Annotated in this window: 20 protein-coding genes; 11 read left to right on the plus strand and 9 right to left on the minus strand. The window is 57.4% G+C overall.

Annotation, left to right across the window (positions count from 1 at the left end; translation table 11 throughout):
• Position 1 precedes the first annotated feature (1 nt).
• From gyrB to AAAX35_RS01465, 6 genes are all read right to left on the minus strand, one after another.
• The gene (gene gyrB, locus AAAX35_RS01440; protein WP_055310298.1) at positions 2-2,032 is read right to left on the minus strand and encodes a DNA topoisomerase (ATP-hydrolyzing) subunit B; all 2,031 of its coding nucleotides are present in this window, start codon (positions 2,030-2,032) and stop codon (positions 2-4) included.
• 105 nt (positions 2,033-2,137) lie between these two features.
• Positions 2,138-2,701, minus strand: a complete 564-nt coding sequence (locus AAAX35_RS01445; RefSeq protein ID WP_271734049.1) for a DciA family protein — start codon at positions 2,699-2,701, stop codon at positions 2,138-2,140.
• A complete protein-coding gene (recF, locus tag AAAX35_RS01450; protein ID WP_349116494.1) occupies positions 2,688-3,794 on the minus strand; it encodes a DNA replication and repair protein RecF in 1,107 nt (368 codons plus the stop codon). Before recF ends, AAAX35_RS01445 begins: the two co-directional genes overlap by 14 nt.
• Before the next feature lie 9 nt (positions 3,795-3,803).
• Positions 3,804-4,907 carry a DNA polymerase III subunit beta gene (gene dnaN, locus AAAX35_RS01455; RefSeq protein WP_349116495.1) on the minus strand — a complete coding sequence of 368 codons (1,104 nt, stop codon included), beginning with the start codon at positions 4,905-4,907 and terminating at the stop codon, positions 3,804-3,806.
• 238 nt (positions 4,908-5,145) lie between these two features.
• The gene (locus tag AAAX35_RS01460; protein WP_349116496.1) at positions 5,146-6,870 is read right to left on the minus strand and encodes a DnaA/Hda family protein; all 1,725 of its coding nucleotides are present in this window, start codon (positions 6,868-6,870) and stop codon (positions 5,146-5,148) included.
• 15 nt (positions 6,871-6,885) lie between these two features.
• Entirely contained in the window at positions 6,886-8,238 is a 1,353-nt protein-coding gene (locus tag AAAX35_RS01465; protein WP_349116497.1) for an ATP-binding protein, read from the minus strand.
• A gap of 345 nt (positions 8,239-8,583) precedes the next feature.
• On the opposite strand from AAAX35_RS01465, the gene rpmH reads away from it, so the two are divergent.
• The 9 genes from rpmH to AAAX35_RS01510 all read left to right on the plus strand — a co-directional run bounded on the left by rpmH (position 8,584) and on the right by AAAX35_RS01510 (position 13,614).
• The gene (gene rpmH / locus AAAX35_RS01470; protein ID WP_019127408.1) at positions 8,584-8,718 is read left to right on the plus strand and encodes a 50S ribosomal protein L34; all 135 of its coding nucleotides are present in this window, start codon (positions 8,584-8,586) and stop codon (positions 8,716-8,718) included.
• A 20-nt stretch (positions 8,719-8,738) separates the two neighbouring features.
• Positions 8,739-9,077: a ribonuclease P protein component gene (gene rnpA / locus AAAX35_RS01475; RefSeq protein ID WP_006236191.1), complete on the plus strand. Its 339-nt coding sequence runs from the start codon at positions 8,739-8,741 to the stop codon at positions 9,075-9,077.
• On the plus strand, positions 9,074-9,298 hold the full coding sequence (gene yidD, locus AAAX35_RS01480; RefSeq protein WP_082222962.1) for a membrane protein insertion efficiency factor YidD: 225 nt from the start codon (positions 9,074-9,076) through the stop codon (positions 9,296-9,298). The genes rnpA and yidD overlap by 4 nt, the downstream gene beginning before the upstream one ends.
• 29 nt (positions 9,299-9,327) lie before the next feature.
• Positions 9,328-10,098, plus strand: a complete 771-nt coding sequence (locus AAAX35_RS01485; protein ID WP_006236192.1) for a YidC/Oxa1 family membrane protein insertase — start codon at positions 9,328-9,330, stop codon at positions 10,096-10,098.
• A 44-nt stretch (positions 10,099-10,142) separates the two neighbouring features.
• A complete protein-coding gene (locus AAAX35_RS01490; RefSeq protein ID WP_022093802.1) occupies positions 10,143-10,712 on the plus strand; it encodes a R3H domain-containing nucleic acid-binding protein in 570 nt (189 codons plus the stop codon).
• Between the two features lie 96 nt (positions 10,713-10,808).
• Positions 10,809-11,546 carry a 16S rRNA (guanine(527)-N(7))-methyltransferase RsmG gene (rsmG, locus tag AAAX35_RS01495; RefSeq protein ID WP_229030414.1) on the plus strand — a complete coding sequence of 246 codons (738 nt, stop codon included), beginning with the start codon at positions 10,809-10,811 and terminating at the stop codon, positions 11,544-11,546.
• 134 nt (positions 11,547-11,680) lie between these two features.
• Complete coding sequence (locus tag AAAX35_RS01500; protein ID WP_022093800.1) at positions 11,681-12,481, plus strand: ParA family protein; 801 nt, start codon at positions 11,681-11,683, stop codon at positions 12,479-12,481.
• Positions 12,474-13,370 (plus strand): ParB/RepB/Spo0J family partition protein, encoded by an 897-nt coding sequence (locus AAAX35_RS01505; protein ID WP_349116498.1) that lies wholly within the window; start codon positions 12,474-12,476, stop codon positions 13,368-13,370. Before AAAX35_RS01500 ends, AAAX35_RS01505 begins: the two co-directional genes overlap by 8 nt.
• Positions 13,360-13,614, plus strand: a complete 255-nt coding sequence (locus AAAX35_RS01510) for a hypothetical protein (RefSeq protein WP_349116499.1) — start codon at positions 13,360-13,362, stop codon at positions 13,612-13,614. The genes AAAX35_RS01505 and AAAX35_RS01510 overlap by 11 nt, the downstream gene beginning before the upstream one ends.
• A 200-nt stretch (positions 13,615-13,814) precedes the next feature.
• On the opposite strand, the gene rlmN is transcribed toward AAAX35_RS01510, so the two are convergent.
• Positions 13,815-14,867: a 23S rRNA (adenine(2503)-C(2))-methyltransferase RlmN gene (gene rlmN / locus AAAX35_RS01515; RefSeq protein WP_055287295.1), complete on the minus strand. Its 1,053-nt coding sequence runs from the start codon at positions 14,865-14,867 to the stop codon at positions 13,815-13,817.
• A gap of 85 nt (positions 14,868-14,952) precedes the next feature.
• Between rlmN and AAAX35_RS01520 the strand changes: the two genes are divergently transcribed.
• Together AAAX35_RS01520 and AAAX35_RS01525 are read left to right on the plus strand one after the other, a co-directional pair.
• Positions 14,953-15,918, plus strand: a complete 966-nt coding sequence (locus AAAX35_RS01520; protein ID WP_349116500.1) for a D-alanine--D-alanine ligase — start codon at positions 14,953-14,955, stop codon at positions 15,916-15,918.
• Positions 15,912-18,806 (plus strand): helicase C-terminal domain-containing protein, encoded by a 2,895-nt coding sequence (locus AAAX35_RS01525; protein ID WP_349116501.1) that lies wholly within the window; start codon positions 15,912-15,914, stop codon positions 18,804-18,806. Before AAAX35_RS01520 ends, AAAX35_RS01525 begins: the two co-directional genes overlap by 7 nt.
• Positions 18,807-18,860: 54 nt before the next feature.
• On the opposite strand, the gene AAAX35_RS01530 is transcribed toward AAAX35_RS01525, so the two are convergent.
• Positions 18,861-19,649, minus strand: coding sequence for a WYL domain-containing protein (locus AAAX35_RS01530; protein WP_349116502.1), 789 nt, complete (start codon positions 19,647-19,649; stop codon positions 18,861-18,863).
• Positions 19,636-20,658, minus strand: coding sequence for a WYL domain-containing protein (locus AAAX35_RS01535; RefSeq protein ID WP_349116504.1), 1,023 nt, complete (start codon positions 20,656-20,658; stop codon positions 19,636-19,638). The genes AAAX35_RS01530 and AAAX35_RS01535 overlap by 14 nt, the downstream gene beginning before the upstream one ends.
• Positions 20,659-20,742 lie beyond the last annotated feature (84 nt).

Below are 20,742 nucleotides of genomic sequence, written 5' to 3' on the forward strand. Positions count from 1 at the left end.
CTTAAGCGTCAAGGAAGCGTGCATCATGTGCGTGCTTCTCGATGTACTCGCGGCGATAGCCGACCTCGGAACCCATCAGCTCGCGCACGGCGCGGTCCGCCACCACGGCGTCCTCGATCGACACACGCTGCAGGATGCGGGTCTTGGGATCCATCGTCGTCGAGGCAAGCTGCTTGGGGTCCATCTCGCCCAGGCCCTTGTAGCGCTGAACGGTATAGCCCTTGCGCTTTTTGGTGATCTTGCCGTCCTTGGCCTTGCCGTCCTCGTCGTTATCGTCGGGGTTCAGGCCCAGGCTCTGGATGGTGTCGCGCAGGATCTCGTCTTCGGGCTGGCGGCCGTTGGGATACACGTAGTGAATCTTGTTGCGCACCTTAATGCCAAAGATGGGCGGGCAGGCGACATAGACGTAGCCGGCATCGATCAGCGGACGCATGTACTTGTAGAAGAACGTCAGCAGCAGGATGCGGATATGTGCACCGTCGACGTCTGCATCGGTCATGATGATGATCTTGTGGTAGCGCGCCTTGGTGATATCGAAGTCGCCGCCGTCGCCGGCGCTCGTCGTGACGCCACAGCCGATCGCGGTAATCAGCGACTGGATGGTGTCACTCGAGAACGCGCGATGGTCACCAACGCGTTCGACGTTCAAAATCTTGCCGCGCAGGGGCAGAATCGCCTGGATGTCTCGGCGACGGCCGTCCTTGGCCGAACCGCCTGCCGAGTCGCCCTCTACGATGAAGAGCTCGGTCAGCTCGGCATCGCGCACCGAGCAGTCGGCGAGCTTACCGGGCAGGGACGCCGTCTCGAGCAGGCTCTTGCGACGCGTCGCTTCGCGCGCCTTGCGGGCGGCGTTGCGCGCCTTGCAGGCCTGTTGCGCCTTCTTGACGATCTCGCGGGCGGGCTTGGGATGCTCCTCCAAGTAATCGGCGAGGCCGTCGGTCACAATCTTGAGCGTGAGCGCGCGCATATAGGAGCTGCCGAGTTTGGCCTTGGTCTGGCCCTCAAACTGCGGATCGGGCAGCTTGACCGAGATAACGGCCGAAAGGCCCTCGCGCACATCGTCGCCGGTCAGGTTGGCGTCTTTTTCCTTGAGCAGGTTCTGCTTGCGCGCGTAATCGTTGATCACGCGGGTGAGCGCGGTGCGGAAGCCCTCAAGGTGCATGCCGCCCTCGGGAGTGTAGATGTCGTTGGCAAACGACATGACGTTCTCGCCGTAGCCGCTATTCCACTGCAGGGAAACCTCGACCTCGCCCATCTTGGTCACAGGCGCGTCCGGGTCCGATTTGCCCTCGATGTAGATGGGCTCCTTAAAGGCCTCGGGGACGTCCTTGCCCTCGTTGAGGAACTTGACGAAGTCGATGATGCCGCCCTCGTAGCAAAACTCCTCCACATGGGGAGTCGCCTCGCGCTCGTCGGTCAGCACGATCTTGAGGTTCTTATTGAGGAACGCCGTCTCCTGCAGACGGTTGTGCAGCGTATCGAAATCGTAGATGCAGGTCTCGAAGATCTCGTCGTCGGGCCAGAAGGTGACGGTGGTGCCCGTCGAATCCGAGGTGCCCACGACCTCCATCTTCTTAACGGTCTTGCCGCGCGAGAACTCCATCTCGTAGGTGTTGCCGTCGCGACGAACCTGAACGACCACGCGCTTGGACAGTGCGTTGACGACGGAGATACCAACGCCGTGCAGGCCGCCCGAAACCTTATAGGCCGAGTTATCGAACTTACCGCCGGCGTGCAAGATCGTCATGACGACCTCGAGCGTCGGGATCTTTTTAACAGGGTGCTCGTCGACGGGGATGCCGCGCCCGTTGTCGACGACCGTGATGGAGTTGTCGGCGTGGACCGTCACCTGGATCTCGGTGCAGAAACCGGCCATGGCCTCGTCGACGGAGTTGTCAACGATCTCCCACACCAGGTGATGCAGACCGCTGGCGCTCGTCGAGCCGATATACATGCCCGGGCGCTTACGAACGGCCTCGAGACCTTCGAGAATCTTAATCTCGCCGCCATCGTAATCGTTTTCGTTTGCCACACGTCCTCCTTCAGTCAAGAAAATGTGTACAGCCTTACTAGTTTATCGTAAAAAAATACCCTCGGGAACGAGGGTATTTGGCTCTACAAGGCCACCAGATGCGATTTAAGGCTCTTTTTTGCTTTGCACGCCCTTGGCCCACTCGGCACTGGCTCTCATGGCATTCTCGAGGGCCTCGCGCAGTTTTTGGTCTTCGATGGGTGCCACTTGGCGCTCAATCTCGGTGCGCTCGGCCTCGCTTAGGTCGGCGTGCGGGGCCGGCGGGCGCTCGGTCGTCGCCGGGCGCAGGCGCTCCTTGGCGGCGGGCGGCGTGTGACCGGGTGCGGTGGTTTTGAACACCAGGCCGTCCACATGCGCACCGGCGCGCTCCATGCGCGCGCGGATGATCTCACGCAACAGCGTCATTTCCTGCGTCCACGAGGGCGAATCGAGATATACCAGCAGCTCATTGGACTCGGGCAGGTAGCGCAGACCCGTCACATGCCGCCCCTCGCGCGTGCCCGAGCACACCGCGTTCCACGCGCGATAGACCGCGCGCGACTCCTCGGCAGCCTCCATCTGCGCACGGCGCTCAGGCGTCGCCGACGCCAGGATGCGCTGGCGCTCTGCGTTCAAAAACCCACTGAAGGCGACCGTCTCGCTCTCGCGCTCGTAATTAGCACGTCTCACCCATGCTCACCACCTTGGCTCGATCAAGCAGGTCATCGGTAAAGTATCCCAGGTTGGTCGTGGTTATGACCGTTTGGATATCATCGCCGATCAGCCGCAGAAAAGCACCGCGGCGCTCGCCGTCGAGCTCGCTCATCACGTCGTCCAAAAGCAGCAGTGGGGCGGTGCCCAGAACATCGCGAGCCACGGCCACCTCGGCCACCTTCCAGGACAGCACCAACGTTCGCTGCTGTCCTTGGCTGGCAAATGAACGAGCGGAGCGACCCGCCACGGTAAATTCAATCTCGTCGCGATGCGGTCCCACCAACGTCACGCCGCGGCGAATTTCCTCGTCGGCGTGCTCATCAAGGGCGGCCAGCATGCGCTCGTACGCCCAGCCCTTCAGCTCTTCGCGATCCTCGACCTGGGGCAAATCCCCCAGCGTGGACGTATAGGTCACGTTGGCAGCCTCACCGGACGCCACTTGCCCGTAGGCAGTGCGCACATGGCCCGCCAGCCGGTCGAGCAGGGCCAACCGGTGCACGAGCAGGGCCGAGCCCGCGCGGGCAATCGAATCGTTCCACGCGCCGAGCATCTCACGGCAGCACCAGGTCTCCTTGAGCAAGGCGTTACGCTGGGTCACGCAGCGCCCATAGGTGCTCGCAAGATCGGCATAGCGTGCGCTCAGTTGCATGCCAAAGCCATCGAGGGCGGCGCGGCGCACACTGGCGCCTCGCTTAACCATGTCCAGATGGTCGGGGCAAAACAGCACGCTCGGCAGAACCCCGCGCACACCGGCGGCAGAGCATCTCTTGCCGTTGCGGCTAAACGAGCGCTTACCGTCCTCCGCGCTCAATCCCATATCAAGCACGCGGCCGTCGCCCTCGAGCCTCAGCTCGACCTTGCACGAGCCCACGCCGTCATGGACGAGCTCGGCTGCGGTCGGATGCCTAAACGAGGCGCCGCTCGTCAGCAGCTGCAGCGCCTCTATGAGATTGGTCTTTCCCGCCGCGTTGGGTCCCGCAAGTATCGTCACGCCCTCGTCCAGGGCAAGGCAATAGCTCTCGAAACTGCGGTAGTGCGCGACGGAAAGATCGCGGGCGAACATGGTCATGGCGCAGCGCTAGATGCGGACCGGCATGACCAGGTACAGGTAGTTGATCTTGTCGTAGGACTTGAAGATGCCCGCCTGCGAGTAGCTCTTGAGCTCCAGCGTGATCTCCTTCTCCTTGGACAGGGCATTGAGGCAGCCGAAGATGTAGTGGTAGTTGAAGGCGATGGTACCCGACTCGCCCTCGGCCTCGACATCGATCGTCTCCTGCGCAAGGTCCTGGTCATTGGAAATGGAGGATAGGCCCATCTGCCCGTTCTCGACATCGATCTCGAACTTGACAGCGGGGTTAGCGCTCGCGATAACGGCCACGCGCTTGAGGGCGGCGTTAAAGGCGGCGACGTCGATCTTGACGCTCGTCACGCACGAATCGGGGATGAGCTGCTTGTAGTTGGGGTACACGCCCTCGATGCGGCGCGACACGTAGGTGGTGTTGCCGGCCTCAAAGACGACCTGGGTGTCGGTAGCCCCGATCATGATGGTCGTCTGGCTGGCCATGATGTTCAGCGCGTCGTTAAAGGCGTCGGCCGGAACGTTGAGTTCAAAGGAGCCCTCGAGGGTTGAGGTCTCGACCTGCGTATCGCACACGGCCAAGCGGAAGGAATCGGTCGCCACCAGGCGCACGGTGTTGTTCTCGACCTTCATGTGCACGCCACCCAGGATGGGGCGGGCCTTGTCGGTCGAGGTGACGCGCCACACACGGCCGACCATCTCGGACAAGATATCGGTCGGCAGTTCCACGGCGCTCTCGATGGCATAGGCTGGAAACTCGGGGAAGTCATTGGCATCGAGCGTGTTCAGACGGAACGAGCTCTTCTCGCAACCAATCAGCACCTGGCGCTCGGACAGCTCAAAGGTGACCGGGGCATCGGGGAGGGTCTTGGTGATATTGGAGAGCATCTTACAGGGGATAACCATCTCGCCCTCTTCTTCGACATGCGCCGCGATGCGATGACGGATCGAGATGGTGTAGTTAGAGGTCTGGAATTCCAAGATGCCGTCTTGGGCCTTAACGAGCACGCCCGACAGGATGGGAAGGGTGGATGCCGAAGCGACACCCTTCATAACGACGCCGATGGCTTGTGTAAGCGAGCTCTGGCTGACGGTGAACTTCATCTTTTAATACCTTTCTATAGATATAAATATCTTAATAATAGTAATAGCACTGACGAAACTGTTGATTACTCCCAAAGACGCAGGTCAGACCCAGAAAGAGAATCGACAGCAACCTGTGTGCAACAGGGGTGGTTTTCCACGTTCAAAACCTGCGCAAAACTTTTCATCACCGCGGGTTGGGTTTTAGACACCTTATGCCCGTGGTTTCGACAAGTTTTCAACAGGTGTCTCTATTTCCCTACGAGCGCAGTGTAATTTTATCGCGCAGCGACTTGAGGTCTTCGGTGACGGTGCGATCTTCCTGGATCATCTTCTGGACCTTTTTGTAGCTCGTGCTGACGGTCGAGTGGTTGCGGTTGCCAAATTCGGCGCCCACTGCCGTGGTCGTCATCTCGCACATCTCGATGGCCAGGTAGATAGCGATATGGCGTGCTTTGGCGATATTGGCGTTGCGACGCGGGCCGATGAGCTCCTCGTGCGTCACGCCGTACTGCTCTTCGATGACGGACTGAACCGTCTGGACGTTGATCTTTTTGGCCGATGTGTCGAAGTACTGGCTGGCGATGGCGTCGATATCGTCAAAGGTGAGCTCCCCGCCCTCGCGCTCGCGGTCCCCCGCCTCGCCGGCACAGCGCTCGCAGAAGCTCTCGAGTTCGCGGATGTTGGCGCCCGAGACCTCGGCCATGTGTTTAAAGTGCTCGTCGGTCAGGTGCCCGCCGTCGCCCCCATAGGCCGCCAGCAGCGAGTCGTCGCCTGCCTCGGGAGCGGCGACGATGGTGTTCTCGTAATAGCGCTGCAAGATCTTGTATTTCATCTCGTAGCTGGGCTCTGCGACCAGGCAGAGCATACCGGCGTTAAAGCGGCTGGTCAGGCGTTCGTCCATGCTCAGGTCCTTGGGGGCGCGGTCTGCCGCGATGACGACCTTCTTGTTGTTGCGGATGAACTCGTCCATGAGCTGGAAAAAGTAGTCCACGCTCGCGCGCTTGCCGATGATGTTTTGGATGTCATCGATGATGAGCACGTCCACACCGTGGTACGCCTGCATGATGGGGGCGTTGCTCTTCTTTTGGCGGTCGAACTCGGTCATCAGGTCGTCCAGATATGCCTGGGAGTTGGCATACTTGACCTTGATCTCGGGCGACTTCTCGGCGAGCTCGTTTTTGATGGCAAGCAGCAGGTGCGTCTTGCCCAGGCCCGATTTGCCGTAGATGAACAGTGATGTGCACGTGCCGCGCTCGTCCGCGAGGGCGGCAAACTTGAGTGCCGAGCGATAGGCATGGCTGTTCTCGGGGCCGTAGACAAAGTTCTCAAAGGTAAATTTTGAGTTCGCGGCGAGCGGGGCTCCATCCATATTCTGCTCGGCCGGCACGGTCGGTGCTGGCATGGATGAGGCGGGGGTCGCAGCTTGCGTGGATTTAGTCGGCGCTCCGCCCTTCATCTGGTTCATCATGCGACGAAAATCATCGGCCGAGAGCGTGTTCTTGATTGCAATGCCCGAATCCGCGCCCGCCGCTGCGTCGTGAGCGATGGGCATGTGCGTGACGGGTGCGTTCGTTGACGTCGCCGCCGCGGCCGGCAACGGTGCCATGGTTTCACGGGAAACATCGCTGCGCTGGTGCTCGATTGTCGGCACGTCGCCTGCGGAGGCCGGCGCCGCCGGGGAAGCAGCGGGAGCCGTGGTCGGCGCCGTCGCGGCAGCGGATTCCGTCGCGGCGCCTTGCGGTGCCACGATGTCGAGTGCAATCGGTGCAAAGGCGATTTCTTCCAGATAGGCCTCAATAGTCGGCTGATGCTTTTTGAGCTGCGCGATGGCAAAGCGCGAGGGGGCCTCGATCGTGAGCGTATCTTCGGTCAGGCTTATGGCGCGCGATTGCCCCAGCATGTTGATGAGGCGTGCATCTTGTCCGTCGCGCTGGCAAAAGGCGATGGCATCCCCCAGGATGATGCTTGCTTCCTCGTCCACTGTCTCTCCCGTTCTTTAGCTCTGAGCTCGCACGCGAGCGGCGCCGAGTTCGGTCAGATGGTATTTCTGGCCATGCTTGATGACCAAGCCGGCCTGCGCCAAGTCATTGAGCGTGCGTGACCAAGTGGGGGCCGAGTTTCCAAACGCCCTCGCCAGATCGGTTGCACCGCACGCTTGATTTTGCGCCAGATAGCCCAGCGCGGCGTTGCCGCGGTCGCTTACGAACACGTCCGGTTGTGGCTGCGCATACTGATTTGCTGCATTAGGATACATCATTTGAGCTGCTGGTTGTTGAGAACTCTGTGTCGGCGGCATTTGCTGTTGAAAACTTTGAGGCCACTGTTGGTAAGGCTGCGGAGGCGTCTGCTGGGCCCAGGGGTTGTACTGCTGCTGCGGCATCTGCTGGTACGGCTGCTGATATCCCTGCTGGTACTGCTGCGGGAACTGCTGGCCATACCCCAGTGGCGGCATCTGCTGATATGGATATCCCTGTTGGTACGGCTGATAGCCCATTTGCTGGCCACCCGGCGCCCCCGTCGCCTGCTGCATTGCTGCTGCATCCTGATCAGCCAGCGGCATGGCCTCTGGCATGTTTGGCGGCATCGACATAGATGCCGCCTGGGGTTCTTGTGTGGGAAGCATTCCGGGCTGCTGCATCTGCCTCACGGGGGGCTGCATCTGCTGCGTTGCCACGGGCTGCTGCGCAAAAGCTCCCGGCAGGGGATATGTGGGCTGCTCCGTCTCGGGCCGCACGGCAGCGCCGCGTCCGCCGGCACGCTCGATTTCCTGCACGCGTTTAGGGTTCAGGCTTACCGTAACCACGGTGCCGTTGCCCATGTTGTCCTCGATGGATACGGCACCGCCGGCGTTTTCCAAATACTCCTGCACCATGGGAAACCCTGCTCCGGTTCCACGGATATAGCGCTTCATCTTGCTGTTTGCGCTGGTAACGCCAAAGTCGAAAGCACGTTCCTTGTCGTCGATGCCGGGTCCTTGGTCAGCAAAGCGGATGGTGTCTCCGCCGTCCAGAATCGAGATGATGGGCTCGGCAAAGTGTGCGTGGATAAAGTTTTCGACAATCTCGCGGATGACCATGAGCGAGATATGGCCACCTTGTTCTTTCATGCACTGGTAGACGGTGTTGGTCGTCTCTTCCAAATACGTGCGGACATCTTGCGGATCAATGACGATCACCCGCGGTGTCGACAGCATGTCGTCATAGACGGCGATGCGCGCGGCGTACATGGCTTTTGGCGCCTGCGTGGTCGTCTGCTCGCCTTCCGCACGCTCTTCGCGCACGCCGGTGATGTGCTCGTTGTCGGGTGCCGGGTCTCCGGAATCGACCATGGTGTAAAAGTCGTCAGACATGCCGCTCGCAATCTTTCAAAAGGTTTCGAACAAATAGTAGCTCACCGTGCAACGTTTCTCATCTTTCGACAACTTTTCAAAACTTGTTGAAAACTTTGGAAAACGGGTGAAAAGTTCTCAACATTGCCAACATGACCTGTTGAAAACTCGATGAAATATCGTGAAAGGTTGCCATGAGGCGCAAATTTCGGTTGTGCTTATGGGGGAACCGTGTGAACTGTGCAACCTTTTACCTTTGATTTCTTGACATTTGAACATTGATTTCCCTACAATCTTCAAGCTCACGTGTCTATATCTGCGTCCGCGTCCCCGCGGACACTCGAAATGCAGCAGGAGGAACTTAAGATGAAGCGTACGTATCAGCCTAATAAGCGTAAGCGTGCCAAGACCCATGGCTTCCGTGCCCGTATGGCCACTAAGGGTGGTCGTGCCGTGCTCGCCCGTCGTCGCGCCAAGGGCCGCAAGCGTCTCACTGTCTAGCAGCGATACACACATCTCGCATGAAGACTATTAAGTCTCGGCAAGATTTCGAGCATGTGTTCAGTCAGGGGCGTCGTTTCAATCACCCTCTGATTCGAATGACCATATGTGAATCGGTTGGCGAAGGCGACTCCGGAAGGGTCGCCTTCGTTGGTGCTAAGCGACTCGGTTGTGCCGTCGTGCGCAACCGATCTAAGCGTGTGATGCGCGAGGCCGCCCGCAGCTGCGGATTTCCCGTTGCGGGTTATGACATCATCTTGTTTGCAACTCCCAAGACGAGGGTTTCCTCGCCGCAGGAGATGGACAAGGCGTTGCGTTCGCTTATGAAGCGCGCCGGCGTTGCCGGGGAGGAGCGATGAGCAATCACGTTTTGCGACGTGTTGCCATCGCTCCTATTCGCATATATCAACAGGTTATTTCGCCCTTATTGCCTGACGCCTGCATTTATTACCCAACGTGCTCGCAATACGCCATCCAGGCGATTGAGAAGCACGGTGTTTTGAGAGGCTGCTGGCTTGCTGTGAGGCGCATCGCTCGCTGCAATCCCCTGCACGTCGGCGGTTATGACCCTGTGCCCTAGCGGGCACTCGCTATCGGAGGAAAACTTACATGTGGGATTGGATCGTTAACATCCTTTTCGAGCTGCTCAAGCTCATCCAGACCTTTGCGGTCGACTGGGGCCTGTCCATCATCATCCTGGTGGTCATCATCCGTCTGCTGCTGACGCCGCTTATGCTCAAGTCGACCAAGTCGACGGCTCGCATGCAGGTGCTGCAGCCCAAGATGCTCGAGATCCAGGAGCGCTATGCCGACGATCCCCAGCGTCAGGCCGAGGAGATGCAGAAGTTCTACAGCGAGAACAAGTTCAACCCCATGGCTGGCTGTCTGCCGCTGCTGATTCAGATGCCTATCCTGTTCGCCCTGTTTACATTGCTGCGCAACCTGCCGCAGTACTTTAACGACGGCACGTTCTCGTTCTTCAACATCCTGCCCGACCTGACCACCACGCCGAGCGCTTCCTTTGCCGATGGCTTTATGGTTGCACTGCCTGCGCTGGTTTGCCTGATCCTGTTTGCCGTCCTGACCCTGATTCCGCAGCTCTATATGTCGCGCAACCAGACCGGCCAGCAGGCTCAGAGCATGCGTATGATGGCCGTTGTCATGACGGTCATGATGCTTTGGATGGGCTGGAGCCTTCCCGTTGGCGTTCTGCTGTACTACGACGTCTCGTCTGCTTGGCAGGTTATCCAGCAGATTTTTGTGACGCAGAAGGTCATCGACAAGGCGAAGGCCGATGAGGAGGAGCGTCTTAAGAACGCTCCGCTGCAGGTTGAGGTCACTCGTCGCGAGAAGAAGCCGCGCCCGCACAAGAAGAAGTAGTGGAATATCAATCTTATTTAGGTACCTAACTTTTGGAGTACGTTATGTCTGAAGAGATCATCGAGGATATGCTTGAGGAGGTTGCCCCGCAGGTCGCGGGCGATTATCCCGAGATTGCACAGCGCTACAAGGCTGGTGAAGAGCTGACCGATGAGGAGCTCGACACCATTGCCGATGTTGCGATTTCCATCCTGCGTTCCATCCTTTCGCACTTCGATGCCGCCAACTCTCCTATCGATGAGTATGAGGGCGACGAGGGTGAGCTGATTTTGGATGTAACGGCTCCCGACCTTGCTGTTCTCATTGGCCGTCATGGTCGCACTCTTGATGCTCTTCAGGTTATGTTCTCTTTGCTGGTGAGCCGCAAGCTTGGCTTTAGGTATCCGGTTGTAGTGGACGTCGAGGGATACAAGAGTCGCCGTCAGGATAAGGTCGCCTCCATGGCTCAGTCTGCTGCCGAGCGTGCCATCCGCACTCATAAGAGTGTTTCGCTTCCGCCCATGAATGCCTACGAGCGCCGACTGGTTCACATTGCACTTCGTGGCAACGATGCAGTCGATACTCATTCTGAGGGTTCTGACCCTGATCGCCATGTGGTGATTGTTGCTCGATAATCTACTCGAGCTTATGCTAGGGGGACGTGGTTTCCACGTCCCCTTTTTTTGTCAAAAGTTCTCGATACGCTGATTTTTGTCAGAAAGGAGCTTCTGTTGTTTGTACTTACCGATCAGCAGGCTGACGAGATGTTGAGTCGCCTAACTTCCTATTGCAAAGAATATTCCTTGAGCGTAACTGATATTGAGCTGAGGAAATGTATCCAGCATTTGGATTTGGTTCTAGAAACAAATAAGACAACCAATCTCACCCGTATTCTTAACGTAGAAGATGCTGCCGTACTTCATATCCTCGACTCACTTGTTTTGCTCCCCTATATCAATAAGGCTCCTGAGGGAGCTTTGCTCGATATGGGAACAGGTGCGGGCTTCCCTGGTATTCCATTAACCATAACCACGCATCGTAAAGCTACTTATATTGACTCTGTTGGCAAGAAGGTTGATGCGGTTAATTCCTTTGTCCATGCTCTTGGATTGAAACATGCTCATGCGGTTCATGATCGTCTTGAAGAATATGCTCGAAGCCATAAGAAGCAGTTCTCCGTTGTAACCGCCCGCGCACTGGCCCCTCTACCGATTCTTGTTGAGTATGCGGCTCCGTACCTGAAGGATGGAGGGCTATTTGTTATCACCAAGGGCAATCCTTCGGATGAGGAGCTTGCTTCCGGCATGTCAGCAGCTAAGATTTGCGGCTTCACTTTGCTTCTGAATGACGCAATTGATTTGCCTGAAGGCTTGGGTCACAGGGAGTTCATTGTTCTTAAGAAGAGTCATTCAGCATCCGTTTCATTGCCTCGTGCAAATGGCATGGCAAAGAAGAATCCGCTTGCTTAGATGTTTCACGTGAAACATAATGGATAGTAATTACTTGCCATGTTTCACGTGAAACATGGCAGTTGATATCGAATCGGAATGTTTCACGTGAAACATCCTCCGTTTGACAGCTTTAATACACACCAGGAGGGACCGTGGGATTTCGCGACGTTAAGCGTTCGAAGAGCGCTAAAGACACGCGTATTATTGCAATCATCAATCAAAAAGGCGGTGTCGGTAAGTCAACGACGGCTGTAAACCTTGCAGCAGCACTTGGTGAGCAGGGTCGTAAGACGCTCATTGTCGATTTTGATCCGCAGGGAAACAGCACAAGCGGATTTGGAATTGAAAAAGAAGACCTTGACCACTGCATCTATGATGCATTGTTGAATGATGTGCCCGCAGAATCGCTTGTTCTTGATACGAATTGCAAAAAGGTATTCGTAATTCCGGCAACAATTCAGCTTGCAGGCGCCGAAATTGAGCTCGTAAGCGCAATTGCTCGTGAAACTCGCCTCAAAGATTTGCTTGAACCTATTCAAGATGAGTTCGATTTTATATTCATTGACTGTCCGCCCTCGCTTGGTTTGCTGACTATTAACGCATTGACCGCCGCAGACAGCGTTCTTATTCCGATTCAGTGCGAGTATTATGCACTTGAGGGCGTTACGAAGCTACTTGAATCAATGAAGATGGTCAAATCGCGTCTAAATAAGGGCTTGGATACGTATGGCGTACTTATGACCATGTATGACTCGAGGACATCACTGTCGAATCAGGTTGTTGAAGAGGTTCAGTCGTACTTTGGTGATAAGGCCTTTAAGACGTTGATTCCCCGTACTGTTAAAATCTCTGAAGCTCCTTCTTTTGGAGAACCGGTTATTACTTATGCACCGCAAAATAAGGGTGCAAAAGCATATATGAATCTTGCAAAAGAGGTGATCAAGCGTGCCTAGCCCTAAAAAGCGCAGTGGATTAGGTCGTGGATTGAGCGCACTGGTTTCTGAAGCTGAATATGAAACCGGTGGTTCGTCTGCTGCAGCGACTTCTGAAACCAAGCTGCCCATCGAGGATATTGTTCCCAATCCGAATCAGCCTCGAATTCACTTCAATGAAACTGAACTTCGTGAGCTAAGCGAGTCTATCCAGGAACACGGTGTTTTACAGCCGCTCTTGGTTCGTAAACATGGCAACGGATATGAAATCATTGCTGGCGAGCGTCGCTATCAGGCATCCAAACTGGCAGGCCTTGAAGAGCTGCCAGTCATCATTAAAGAAGTTAATGATGAAGAAATGCTTGCTCTTGCACTTATTGAAAACCTTCAGCGTTCTGACCTAAATCCTGTAGAAGAGGCAAAAGGCTATCGTCAGCTCATTGATGCAAGTGGGATGACCCAGGAGGCTCTATCAAAGGCTGTCAGCAAGTCACGTTCTGCAATTACAAATTCGCTTCGCCTTCTGGATCTTCCTGAAGTCGTCCAGCAGATGATATTTGAAGGAAAGCTCACGGCAGGTCACGCTAGGGCAATCCTTGCCGTTCCATATGAGGATGCCAGAATTAGGCTTGCGGAGAAGGTTGTTGCAGAAGGTCTTTCGGTCCGTGCGACAGAAAATCTTGCTCCGTTATTTTCTGCCGGAGAGACACCAAAGACCTCTAGGCCTGCAACACCACAGTCGTTCAAGAAAGCCGCGCGCGTTCTTCGTCAGGTATTTAATACTAACGTGCGCGTGAAGAGTTCGCGTGGAAAGAACAAGATTGAAATTGAGTTCAAAGATGAGGAAGAGCTCTCTCGTATTCTTGGCGAAATGATTCAGTTTGATCAAGGAGGCCAAGATGAGGAATAAGATTTTAACAGCGATTGCATTGGTGACGAGTGTCGCGGCTGGTGCCTTTGCTGGCTATAAGATCGCGACAGACGATGAACTTCGAGGTCGTTTGCTTCGTGGCGCGCAAGATATCGTCGATACTTCCAAAAAGAAAATGGATGTTATGACGGAAGATGTTGCCATGTGTACAGCTCAGGTAACGAAGAATCCCAAGATTAATCAGGGTTGGGTCAGCAACCAATGGGAAAATGTAGGCTATTAGGTACCTAACAATTACTCAGCATATTTTGAGGGGGTCCTTGTCTGATTCATGAGACAAGGACCCCTTATTTTGGCCGTAAAAAATGGGACAGGTAGCAGCTGATTCAAAATTAAGGTCAATAAATGAAACGGCCACGGTTGCATATCCTGCAGCCGTGGCCGTTCGATGTTTCACATGAAACGTTTTGGGGTGCGACTCCCCTATGCGTTCTTCTGAACTTTGAAGCGCTGCTTCAGCTGTCCGCAAGCGGCGTCAATATCGTTACCACGGGAGTTACGAATCGTGGTCTCGATGCCACGGGACTCAAGACGACGCTGAAGATCCTCAACCTTATGAATCGGCGACGGCTTGAGCGGGCTGCCCTCGATGTCGTTAAGCTGAATCAGGTTAACGTGGCACAACGTTCCCTCGCAGAAGTCGCAGAGCGCCTGCATTTCCGGATTCGTATCGTTGACGCCTTCGATCATGGCATACTCATAGGTCGGGCGGCGGCCAGTCTTCTCGGTGTAGAGTTGAAGCGCCTCGTGAAGGCGAAGCAGCGTGTACTTCTTAACACCGGGCATGAGCTTATTGCGCGTCGACTGGATGGCGGAATGCAAGGAAACGGCAAGCGTGAACTGCTCAGGAATGTCCGCAAATTTGCGAATACCGGGAATAACGCCACTGGTAGAGACAGTGAGGTGACGAGCGCCGATACCGATGCCATCGGGGTCGTTGAGGATTCGCAGCGCCTTGAGAACCTCGTCGTAGTTGGCAAACGGCTCGCCCTGGCCCATGAAGACGACGCTCGTGGCGCGCTCGCCAAAGTCGTTGGATACATGAAGTACCTGGTCGACGATCTCTTGAGCGGTCAGAGAGCGCTTGAGGCCGTTGAGACCGGTGGCGCAAAAGGCACAGCCCATGCCGCAGCCTGCCTGGGTGGAAACGCAGACGGAAAGCTTGTTACGACGGGGCATGCCGACGGTCTCGACGGAAACGCCGTCGTGGTACTCGAGCAGATACTTGCGTGAGCCATCTTTGGAAACTTGCTTGGTTAGTTCAGTCGGCGTGTCGAAGGCAAAAGCCTCTTTAAGCTGCTCGCGGAAAGCCTTGGGAAGGTTGGTCATATCGTCAAACGAACAAACGTTCTTCTCAAAGACCCATTCGATGAGCTGCTTCGCGCGGAACGCGGGCTGGCCAAGTTCGGCCACGAGCTCGCGAATATCGTTTTGGCTCAAGTCGCGAATGTCCTGAGATTTAGTCCTGGGATTCATGGAAGCCTTTCGATTTTGGGGAAACGTAGAGGGTATCGCTACAATATGGTATCAGCTGCAGAAATTATAGAGGAGGAGTCTGCCCATGCCGGGTAAAAGCCTAGAGAACATGCACGTAGCGGTCTTGGCGGGTGGTCATTCCGCTGAGCGCGAGATCTCGCTCAATTCGGGAAAGAACGTTGTGGCGGCACTGAAGGAGGCCGGCTACACCTCGGTGGAGCTGCTCGACACGGCCGCTGATGACTTTATGGTAACCATGGCGACTGGCGGTTTCGATGTGGCGTTTATCGCCATGCACGGCGCCGGCGGTGAGGATGGCGCCATGCAGGGTGCCATGGAGACCCTTGGTATCCCCTACACGGCCTCGGGCGTGCTTGCCAGCGCCTGCGGTGCCGACAAGGAGGTCTCTAAGCTCCTGTACGCCAAGGCGGGCATTCCTATTGCCCCCGGCCTCGCGCTCGAGGTGGGCGATGAAGTCGATATCGATCATATCGTCGAGGTTTGTGGCGAGCGCTGCTTTGTGAAGCCGGCCGTCAACGGTTCCAGCTATGGCATTTCCCTGGTCCATGAGCCCTCCGAGCTGCCCGCGGCAATCGCCAAGGCGTTTGAGTACGGCGACAAAGTGCTGGTCGAGAAGTGTATCGAGGGTACCGAGATCACCGTCGGCGTATACGGCGAGGACGACGTGCGCGCTCTGCCGATTGTCGAGATTCGTAAGCCCAAGGACTGCGAGTTCTACGATCTGGACGTGAAATATGTCGACCCTACGGACATCCATCGCATTCCGGCGCAGATTTCACCCGAGAATTACGCTCGCGCTCAGGAGCTTGCCTGTGCTGCTCACAAGGCCCTCGGTTGCCTGGGTATCTCGCGCAGCGACTTTATCGTGAGTGAGGACGGCCCCGTTATCCTCGAGACCAATACCATTCCCGGCATGACCGATACGTCGCTGTATCCGGACGAGATCCGCCACACCGACGACATGACGTTCCCGCAGGTCTGTGACAGCCTGATTCGTATGGGCCTTCGTCGAGCGGGCATTGCATGCTAATCGAGGACGCGGTTTCGTCAGGAACGCCGCAGTTTGTCATCGACTCCTATGCCACGCTTGCCGAACGCGCCAAAACGCAGTCCTTCGGCCTTATCGAGGAAGATGTGATTGTCCTCGATACCGAGACCACAGGTCTTTCGGTGCAGGACAATGAGCTGATCGAGATCTCGGCGGCCCGTCTTTCGGGCCGCGAGGTCGTCGACCGCTTCGATACCTTCGTGCATCCCAAGCAGCTGATTCCCGCCGAGATCACCGAGCTCACGAGCATTACAAATGCCGATGTGGCAGATGCCCCGTCGGCCGTTGAGGCCGTAGCCGCTCTCGCCGATTTTGTCGGTGGTTGCCCGGTAATCGCACATAACGCCACGTTCGACCGCTCGTTTATCGAGTCGGTCAAAGGCGGCGTCAACGTGAGCGATATCTGGATCGATTCGCTGGCGCTGTCGCGCATCGCGCTTCCGCGCCTGGCATCGCACAAGTTGTCTTTTATGGCCGATCTGTTTGGCTGTGACTCGGTATCACACCGTGCCAATGCCGACGTCGACGCCCTGTGTGGCGTATGGCGCGTGTTGCTCGTGGCGCTCACCGACTTGCCTCAGGGCCTCATGGCGCGCCTAGCCGACATGCATCCGGATGTGCCTTGGTCCTATCGTCCTATCTTCTCATTCTTGGCAGGGCAGAACCCTGGTTCTATCTTCTCTCTCAGCGCCGCTCGTGCTGACGTTCTCAAGGCCGATCGCGCCGACGATCGGGTGGACGCCGACGAACTGCCGGTCCTCAAGATGCCGAGTCGTGAGGAGATTGAGGCAGACTATGCGCCAGGTGGCCTGGTCAATCGCATGTATCCCACCTACGAGCCGCGTGATGAGCAGATCGCGATGGCACTCGAGGTCCGCGATGCGCTGGTCACGGGCACTCATCGTGCAATTGAGGCGGGCACGGGCGTCGGCAAATCGATGGCCTATCTGGTGCCTTTTGCCGAGGCAGCGCGCCGTAACAACATCACGGTTGGTATTGCGACCAAATCGAACAATCTTGCCGACCAGCTCATGTACCATGAGCTGCCAAAACTTGCCGAGCAACTGGACGGTGGTCTGTCATTTTGCGCTCTCAAGGGCTATGACCACTATCCGTGCCTGCGCAAGCTTGAGCGCATGAGCCGAGGCCAGGTCGAGATTACCACCAAGCGCGATCCGGCGGACACGCTCACGGCGGTCGCGGTCATTATGGCGTACGTCTGCCAATCAGCCGATGGCGACCTCGACTCGCTCGGCATTCGGTGGCGCAGCGTCAACCGCCCCGACTTTACGACGGCCTCGCGCGAGTGTGCTCGTCGCCTCTGCCCGTTTTTCCCTGATAAATGTTTGGTCCACGGCGCTCGCCGTCGTGCGGCGCATGCCGATGTGGTGGTCACCAACCATTCCCTGCTGTTCCGCAATGTCGCGGCCGAGGGCAGGATTTTGCCTCCGATTCGTCATTGGGTAATCGACGAGGCCCATTCCATCGAGCGCGAGGCGCGCCGTCAGTGGGCGCGCGTGGTGTCGGCGGACGAATCACGCGTTCTGTTTGAGCGCCTGGGTGGCTCGAGCACCGGTGCGCTAAGCCAGGTTTCCCGTGATTTGGCAACCTCCGAGGGCTCTACGCTCTATCTGGGCCTTACTGCCAAGGCAACGTCGACGGTTGCGCGCGCGAGCATGGCAATCGCCGACGTGTTCGATGGCGTTCGCGAGCTCGGTCGCCGTGCCCGTGGGGGTTATGACAATGCCAATCTATGGATTGGCCCCGAGTTGCGCGAATCTGACGACTGGCATGATTTCTTACAGTCGGCCTACACTGCCATCGACGCATTGGAACAGGCTGACAAGAGAGTCGACGCGCTGGTGCAAGCCGTCGCCGCCGACAAGCCCGAGGTTGTTGTCGACCTGGGCGATATCTCACGCCGCCTGCACGAGCTGGCCGAGAACCTCAAACTCATCATTGATGGCACCGATGAACACTACGTGTATTCGCTGCAGGTCAATCGCAGGTTGCGTGCCGGCGGAGAGTCGATGACCGCAGAGCGCATCGACATTGGCGAGGCCTTGGCAACCGAGTGGCTGCCCGAGGTTCACACGGCTATCTTTGCCTCGGCGACCATGACGGTGTCCAAAAGCTTTGAACACTTTAACCATGCGGTCGGCCTCGATCGCATCGGTGCTTCAACATCCTCATCGCTGCACTTGGACTCGAGCTACGACTTCGATTCGAACATGGCTGTAGTCGTTGCGGGCGATATCCCCGATCCGCGCGATCGTGAGAGCTATCTTACGGCGCTCGAGCGCGTGCTGGTCGACGCCCATCTTGCCATGGGCGGATCGGTGCTCACGTTGTTCACCAATCGGCGCGACATGGAAGACCTGTACGCCCGCGTTGAGCCCAAGATGGCCCGTGCGGGTCTGGAGCTCAACTGCCAGCAGCGCAACTCATCTCCTCGTCGCCTGCGCGACCGGTTTATCAACGAGCCGACCTCGTCGCTTTTTGCGCTTAAGGCCTTCTGGGAGGGGTTTGACGCCAGCGGCGAGACGCTGCGTTGCGTCATCATTCCCAAGCTGCCGTTCTCGAGCCCCACGGACCCGCTCTCGTGCGAGCGCAACCTGCGCGAAGACCGCGCTTGGGCGCGCTATTCGCTGCCCGAGGCGGTGCTCGAGGTTAAGCAGGCGGCCGGCCGCCTTATCCGCTCGTCGACCGATTGCGGCGTGCTGATTCTGGCCGACCCGCGCCTGGTGACGAAGGGCTACGGGAAGAAGTTCTTAACGTCGCTGCCCACGAGCTCCTACCAGCGCATCGAATCGGCGCAGATCGGTCACTATCTGCAACTGTGGCGCGCACACCACGAGCGGCGGCGCTAAAGCGGACAGACGAGGGTTTTTGCCATATCGCACAGACGCTTTGACAGGGCGGGGTCATCCAAGATGCGGATGGCTCCGCCCGCTGCGCTCGATTAGGGTGATGCCGGCCCAGTCCAGATGCTCCGCCATATCGAATGGCATCAAGAGCTTTGCGCTACGCTGCGTCCGGGCAAGGGAATCGTGGAGGGATGCGACGCCCGGTGTGTGAGGCACGACGGAGTCTTCCGTCAAGGTGAGTCCCTCGATTTTATCCATGCGATAGGTGCGCTGCTCATCGACCGCGATGTCCCAGGCAATCAGGTATGTTTGGTCGCCGTTTACCGTAATGCGCAAGGGGTCGACCAGACGCTCGCGTGGCCGTGCATCGTCCATCGAGCGATACGAGATGCGGCAGCGAACGCCGTCCTGAATGGCGCAGCTCAGCTGCTGCCAGTGTGACCCGTGGTTGACGGTGTCAAAGACGCGCTGGTTATAGCCGAGCTCTTCGGGCAGAAGGGCATGTCGAATCCGAGCTGCCGTCTGCGGCTCGATCCCCAACGATTCAAGTTCGTGGTTGAGCACAGCGCCTTCGGCGGCACTCAGACGCAGCGGTAGCACACGTCCGGCGTCACCGGTGAGGACCACACGCTCGCCGTGGCATTCGCAGATGATGCGCGCACCCGATTCTCGGTCCGCGAGCGTCGAGACGATCTCGAGAATCTCGTCGAGCGATACTCCCGTGATGTCAAAGCGGTCGCAAATTTCGGTTCGTGTCATGCCGCTCTCGCCGGCGGCGTAGAGGGCCTCCATGATGTCGATGGCGCGCGAGAGTCTCTGCTCGCTGGTGAGTTTACGCACGGGCATGCTCGTGCACCGTCCTTTCAATGAGGTGGTTCCACGCCTGCTTGAGCGATTTGGGGGCCATGGGCCTCATGCCGTCCATGGCGTGGACCATGCAAAATGAGGCGGCGGCTTCAAGGTCGCGCACGTCAACGGTCCAGATCCATCCCGCATCGGTGTGTGCGAGCTCACCTCGCCCGCGCGTGAGGCCGTTGATCATATCGATCTGCGTCTGAGGGGCGAACGAGAACGTGGCTGCAACGGGCGGTCGGTCGGCGAAATCGAATTCAAAGAACAGATAGTCGTTGAGATTGAAGTCCGCAGGGATGGCGTAGGCCTTCGAAGGACGCCATGCGCGAACGATACGGTCGCAGCGGAATGTCCTGATGTCGTCGGTGACATTGTCGAGGCCGCAGAAGTACGCCACGCCCTCGCGTTCGAACATGCCGTAGACACAGACGGTACGTTCTTTCTGCTCGCCGCGTCCGTTCTGATATAAAAATCGCAGCGCGCATCGCTCGGCAAAGGCGCTCCATACCGCATCGACGGTGGGAGAGCGGCGGATCGGTACTTCGTCCACCGCCGACATGCCGGTGAGGTAGGCAATTTTGGAGCGAATATCGGCAAGCGGCGCGGCAAAGGTGGAAGAGCCGGCCGCTAGCGTCTGGTCGATGGCGTTGAGTAGGATATCGGCGTCGTCTGCGGTGATGAGGCCGCCTGCAGCAAACGTGTGCTCGCGGTCGATTGTCCACGAGCTTTCCTCGGTCTCCTGCGCACCGGCGGGGCGAACCTCCTTGATTAAGATGCCACGCTCGAGCAGTTTGTCACGATCGCGCCGAAACTTGCGCTTATCCGAGTCGATGTTGCCCGAGCCATATCCCAGGTCAGAATCCAAGACGATCTGCTCGGTCGTCAGCGGTTCGGGGGAGCTGTTGAGCACAAAGAAAAGATTGAGGATGCGCTGAGCCGTTTTATCGAAACCGGGCTCCGAATTCCCCTTTTTAATTGTCTCGGTCGTGTCGCTTGCCGTCATAGAGTCCTCGCATGAGAAGGTGGTTTGCTGCCATGATTTTAGTCCGATATGGAGATTAGGCTATATCCTTGTCCGCTCGGGGCG

The organism is Collinsella sp. CLA-ER-H11 (assembly GCF_040092445.1).
In the GTDB taxonomy this organism is placed as follows: Bacteria; Actinomycetota; Coriobacteriia; order Coriobacteriales; family Coriobacteriaceae; genus Collinsella.

Excerpts from the sequence above, each read along its gene's own strand:
- AAAX35_RS01485 (WP_006236192.1), top strand. The coding sequence starts at position 9,328 with ATGTGGGATTGGATCGTTAACATCCTTTTCGAGCTGCTCAAGCTCATC.
- rnpA (WP_006236191.1), top strand. The coding sequence starts at position 8,739 with ATGAAGACTATTAAGTCTCGGCAAGATTTCGAGCATGTGTTCAGTCAG.
- AAAX35_RS01510 (WP_349116499.1), top strand. The coding sequence starts at position 13,360 with ATGAGGAATAAGATTTTAACAGCGATTGCATTGGTGACGAGTGTCGCG.
- AAAX35_RS01525 (WP_349116501.1), top strand. The coding sequence starts at position 15,912 with ATGCTAATCGAGGACGCGGTTTCGTCAGGAACGCCGCAGTTTGTCATC.
- rlmN (WP_055287295.1), bottom strand. The coding sequence starts at position 14,867 with ATGAATCCCAGGACTAAATCTCAGGACATTCGCGACTTGAGCCAAAAC.
- AAAX35_RS01530 (WP_349116502.1), bottom strand. The coding sequence starts at position 19,649 with ATGCCCGTGCGTAAACTCACCAGCGAGCAGAGACTCTCGCGCGCCATC.
- AAAX35_RS01520 (WP_349116500.1), top strand. The coding sequence starts at position 14,953 with ATGCCGGGTAAAAGCCTAGAGAACATGCACGTAGCGGTCTTGGCGGGT.
- AAAX35_RS01490 (WP_022093802.1), top strand. The coding sequence starts at position 10,143 with ATGTCTGAAGAGATCATCGAGGATATGCTTGAGGAGGTTGCCCCGCAG.
- yidD (WP_082222962.1), top strand. The coding sequence starts at position 9,074 with ATGAGCAATCACGTTTTGCGACGTGTTGCCATCGCTCCTATTCGCATA.
- rpmH (WP_019127408.1), top strand. The coding sequence starts at position 8,584 with ATGAAGCGTACGTATCAGCCTAATAAGCGTAAGCGTGCCAAGACCCAT.
- recF (WP_349116494.1), bottom strand. The coding sequence starts at position 3,794 with ATGACCATGTTCGCCCGCGATCTTTCCGTCGCGCACTACCGCAGTTTC.
- AAAX35_RS01465 (WP_349116497.1), bottom strand. The coding sequence starts at position 8,238 with ATGTCTGACGACTTTTACACCATGGTCGATTCCGGAGACCCGGCACCC.
- dnaN (WP_349116495.1), bottom strand. The coding sequence starts at position 4,907 with ATGAAGTTCACCGTCAGCCAGAGCTCGCTTACACAAGCCATCGGCGTC.
- AAAX35_RS01535 (WP_349116504.1), bottom strand. The coding sequence starts at position 20,658 with ATGACGGCAAGCGACACGACCGAGACAATTAAAAAGGGGAATTCGGAG.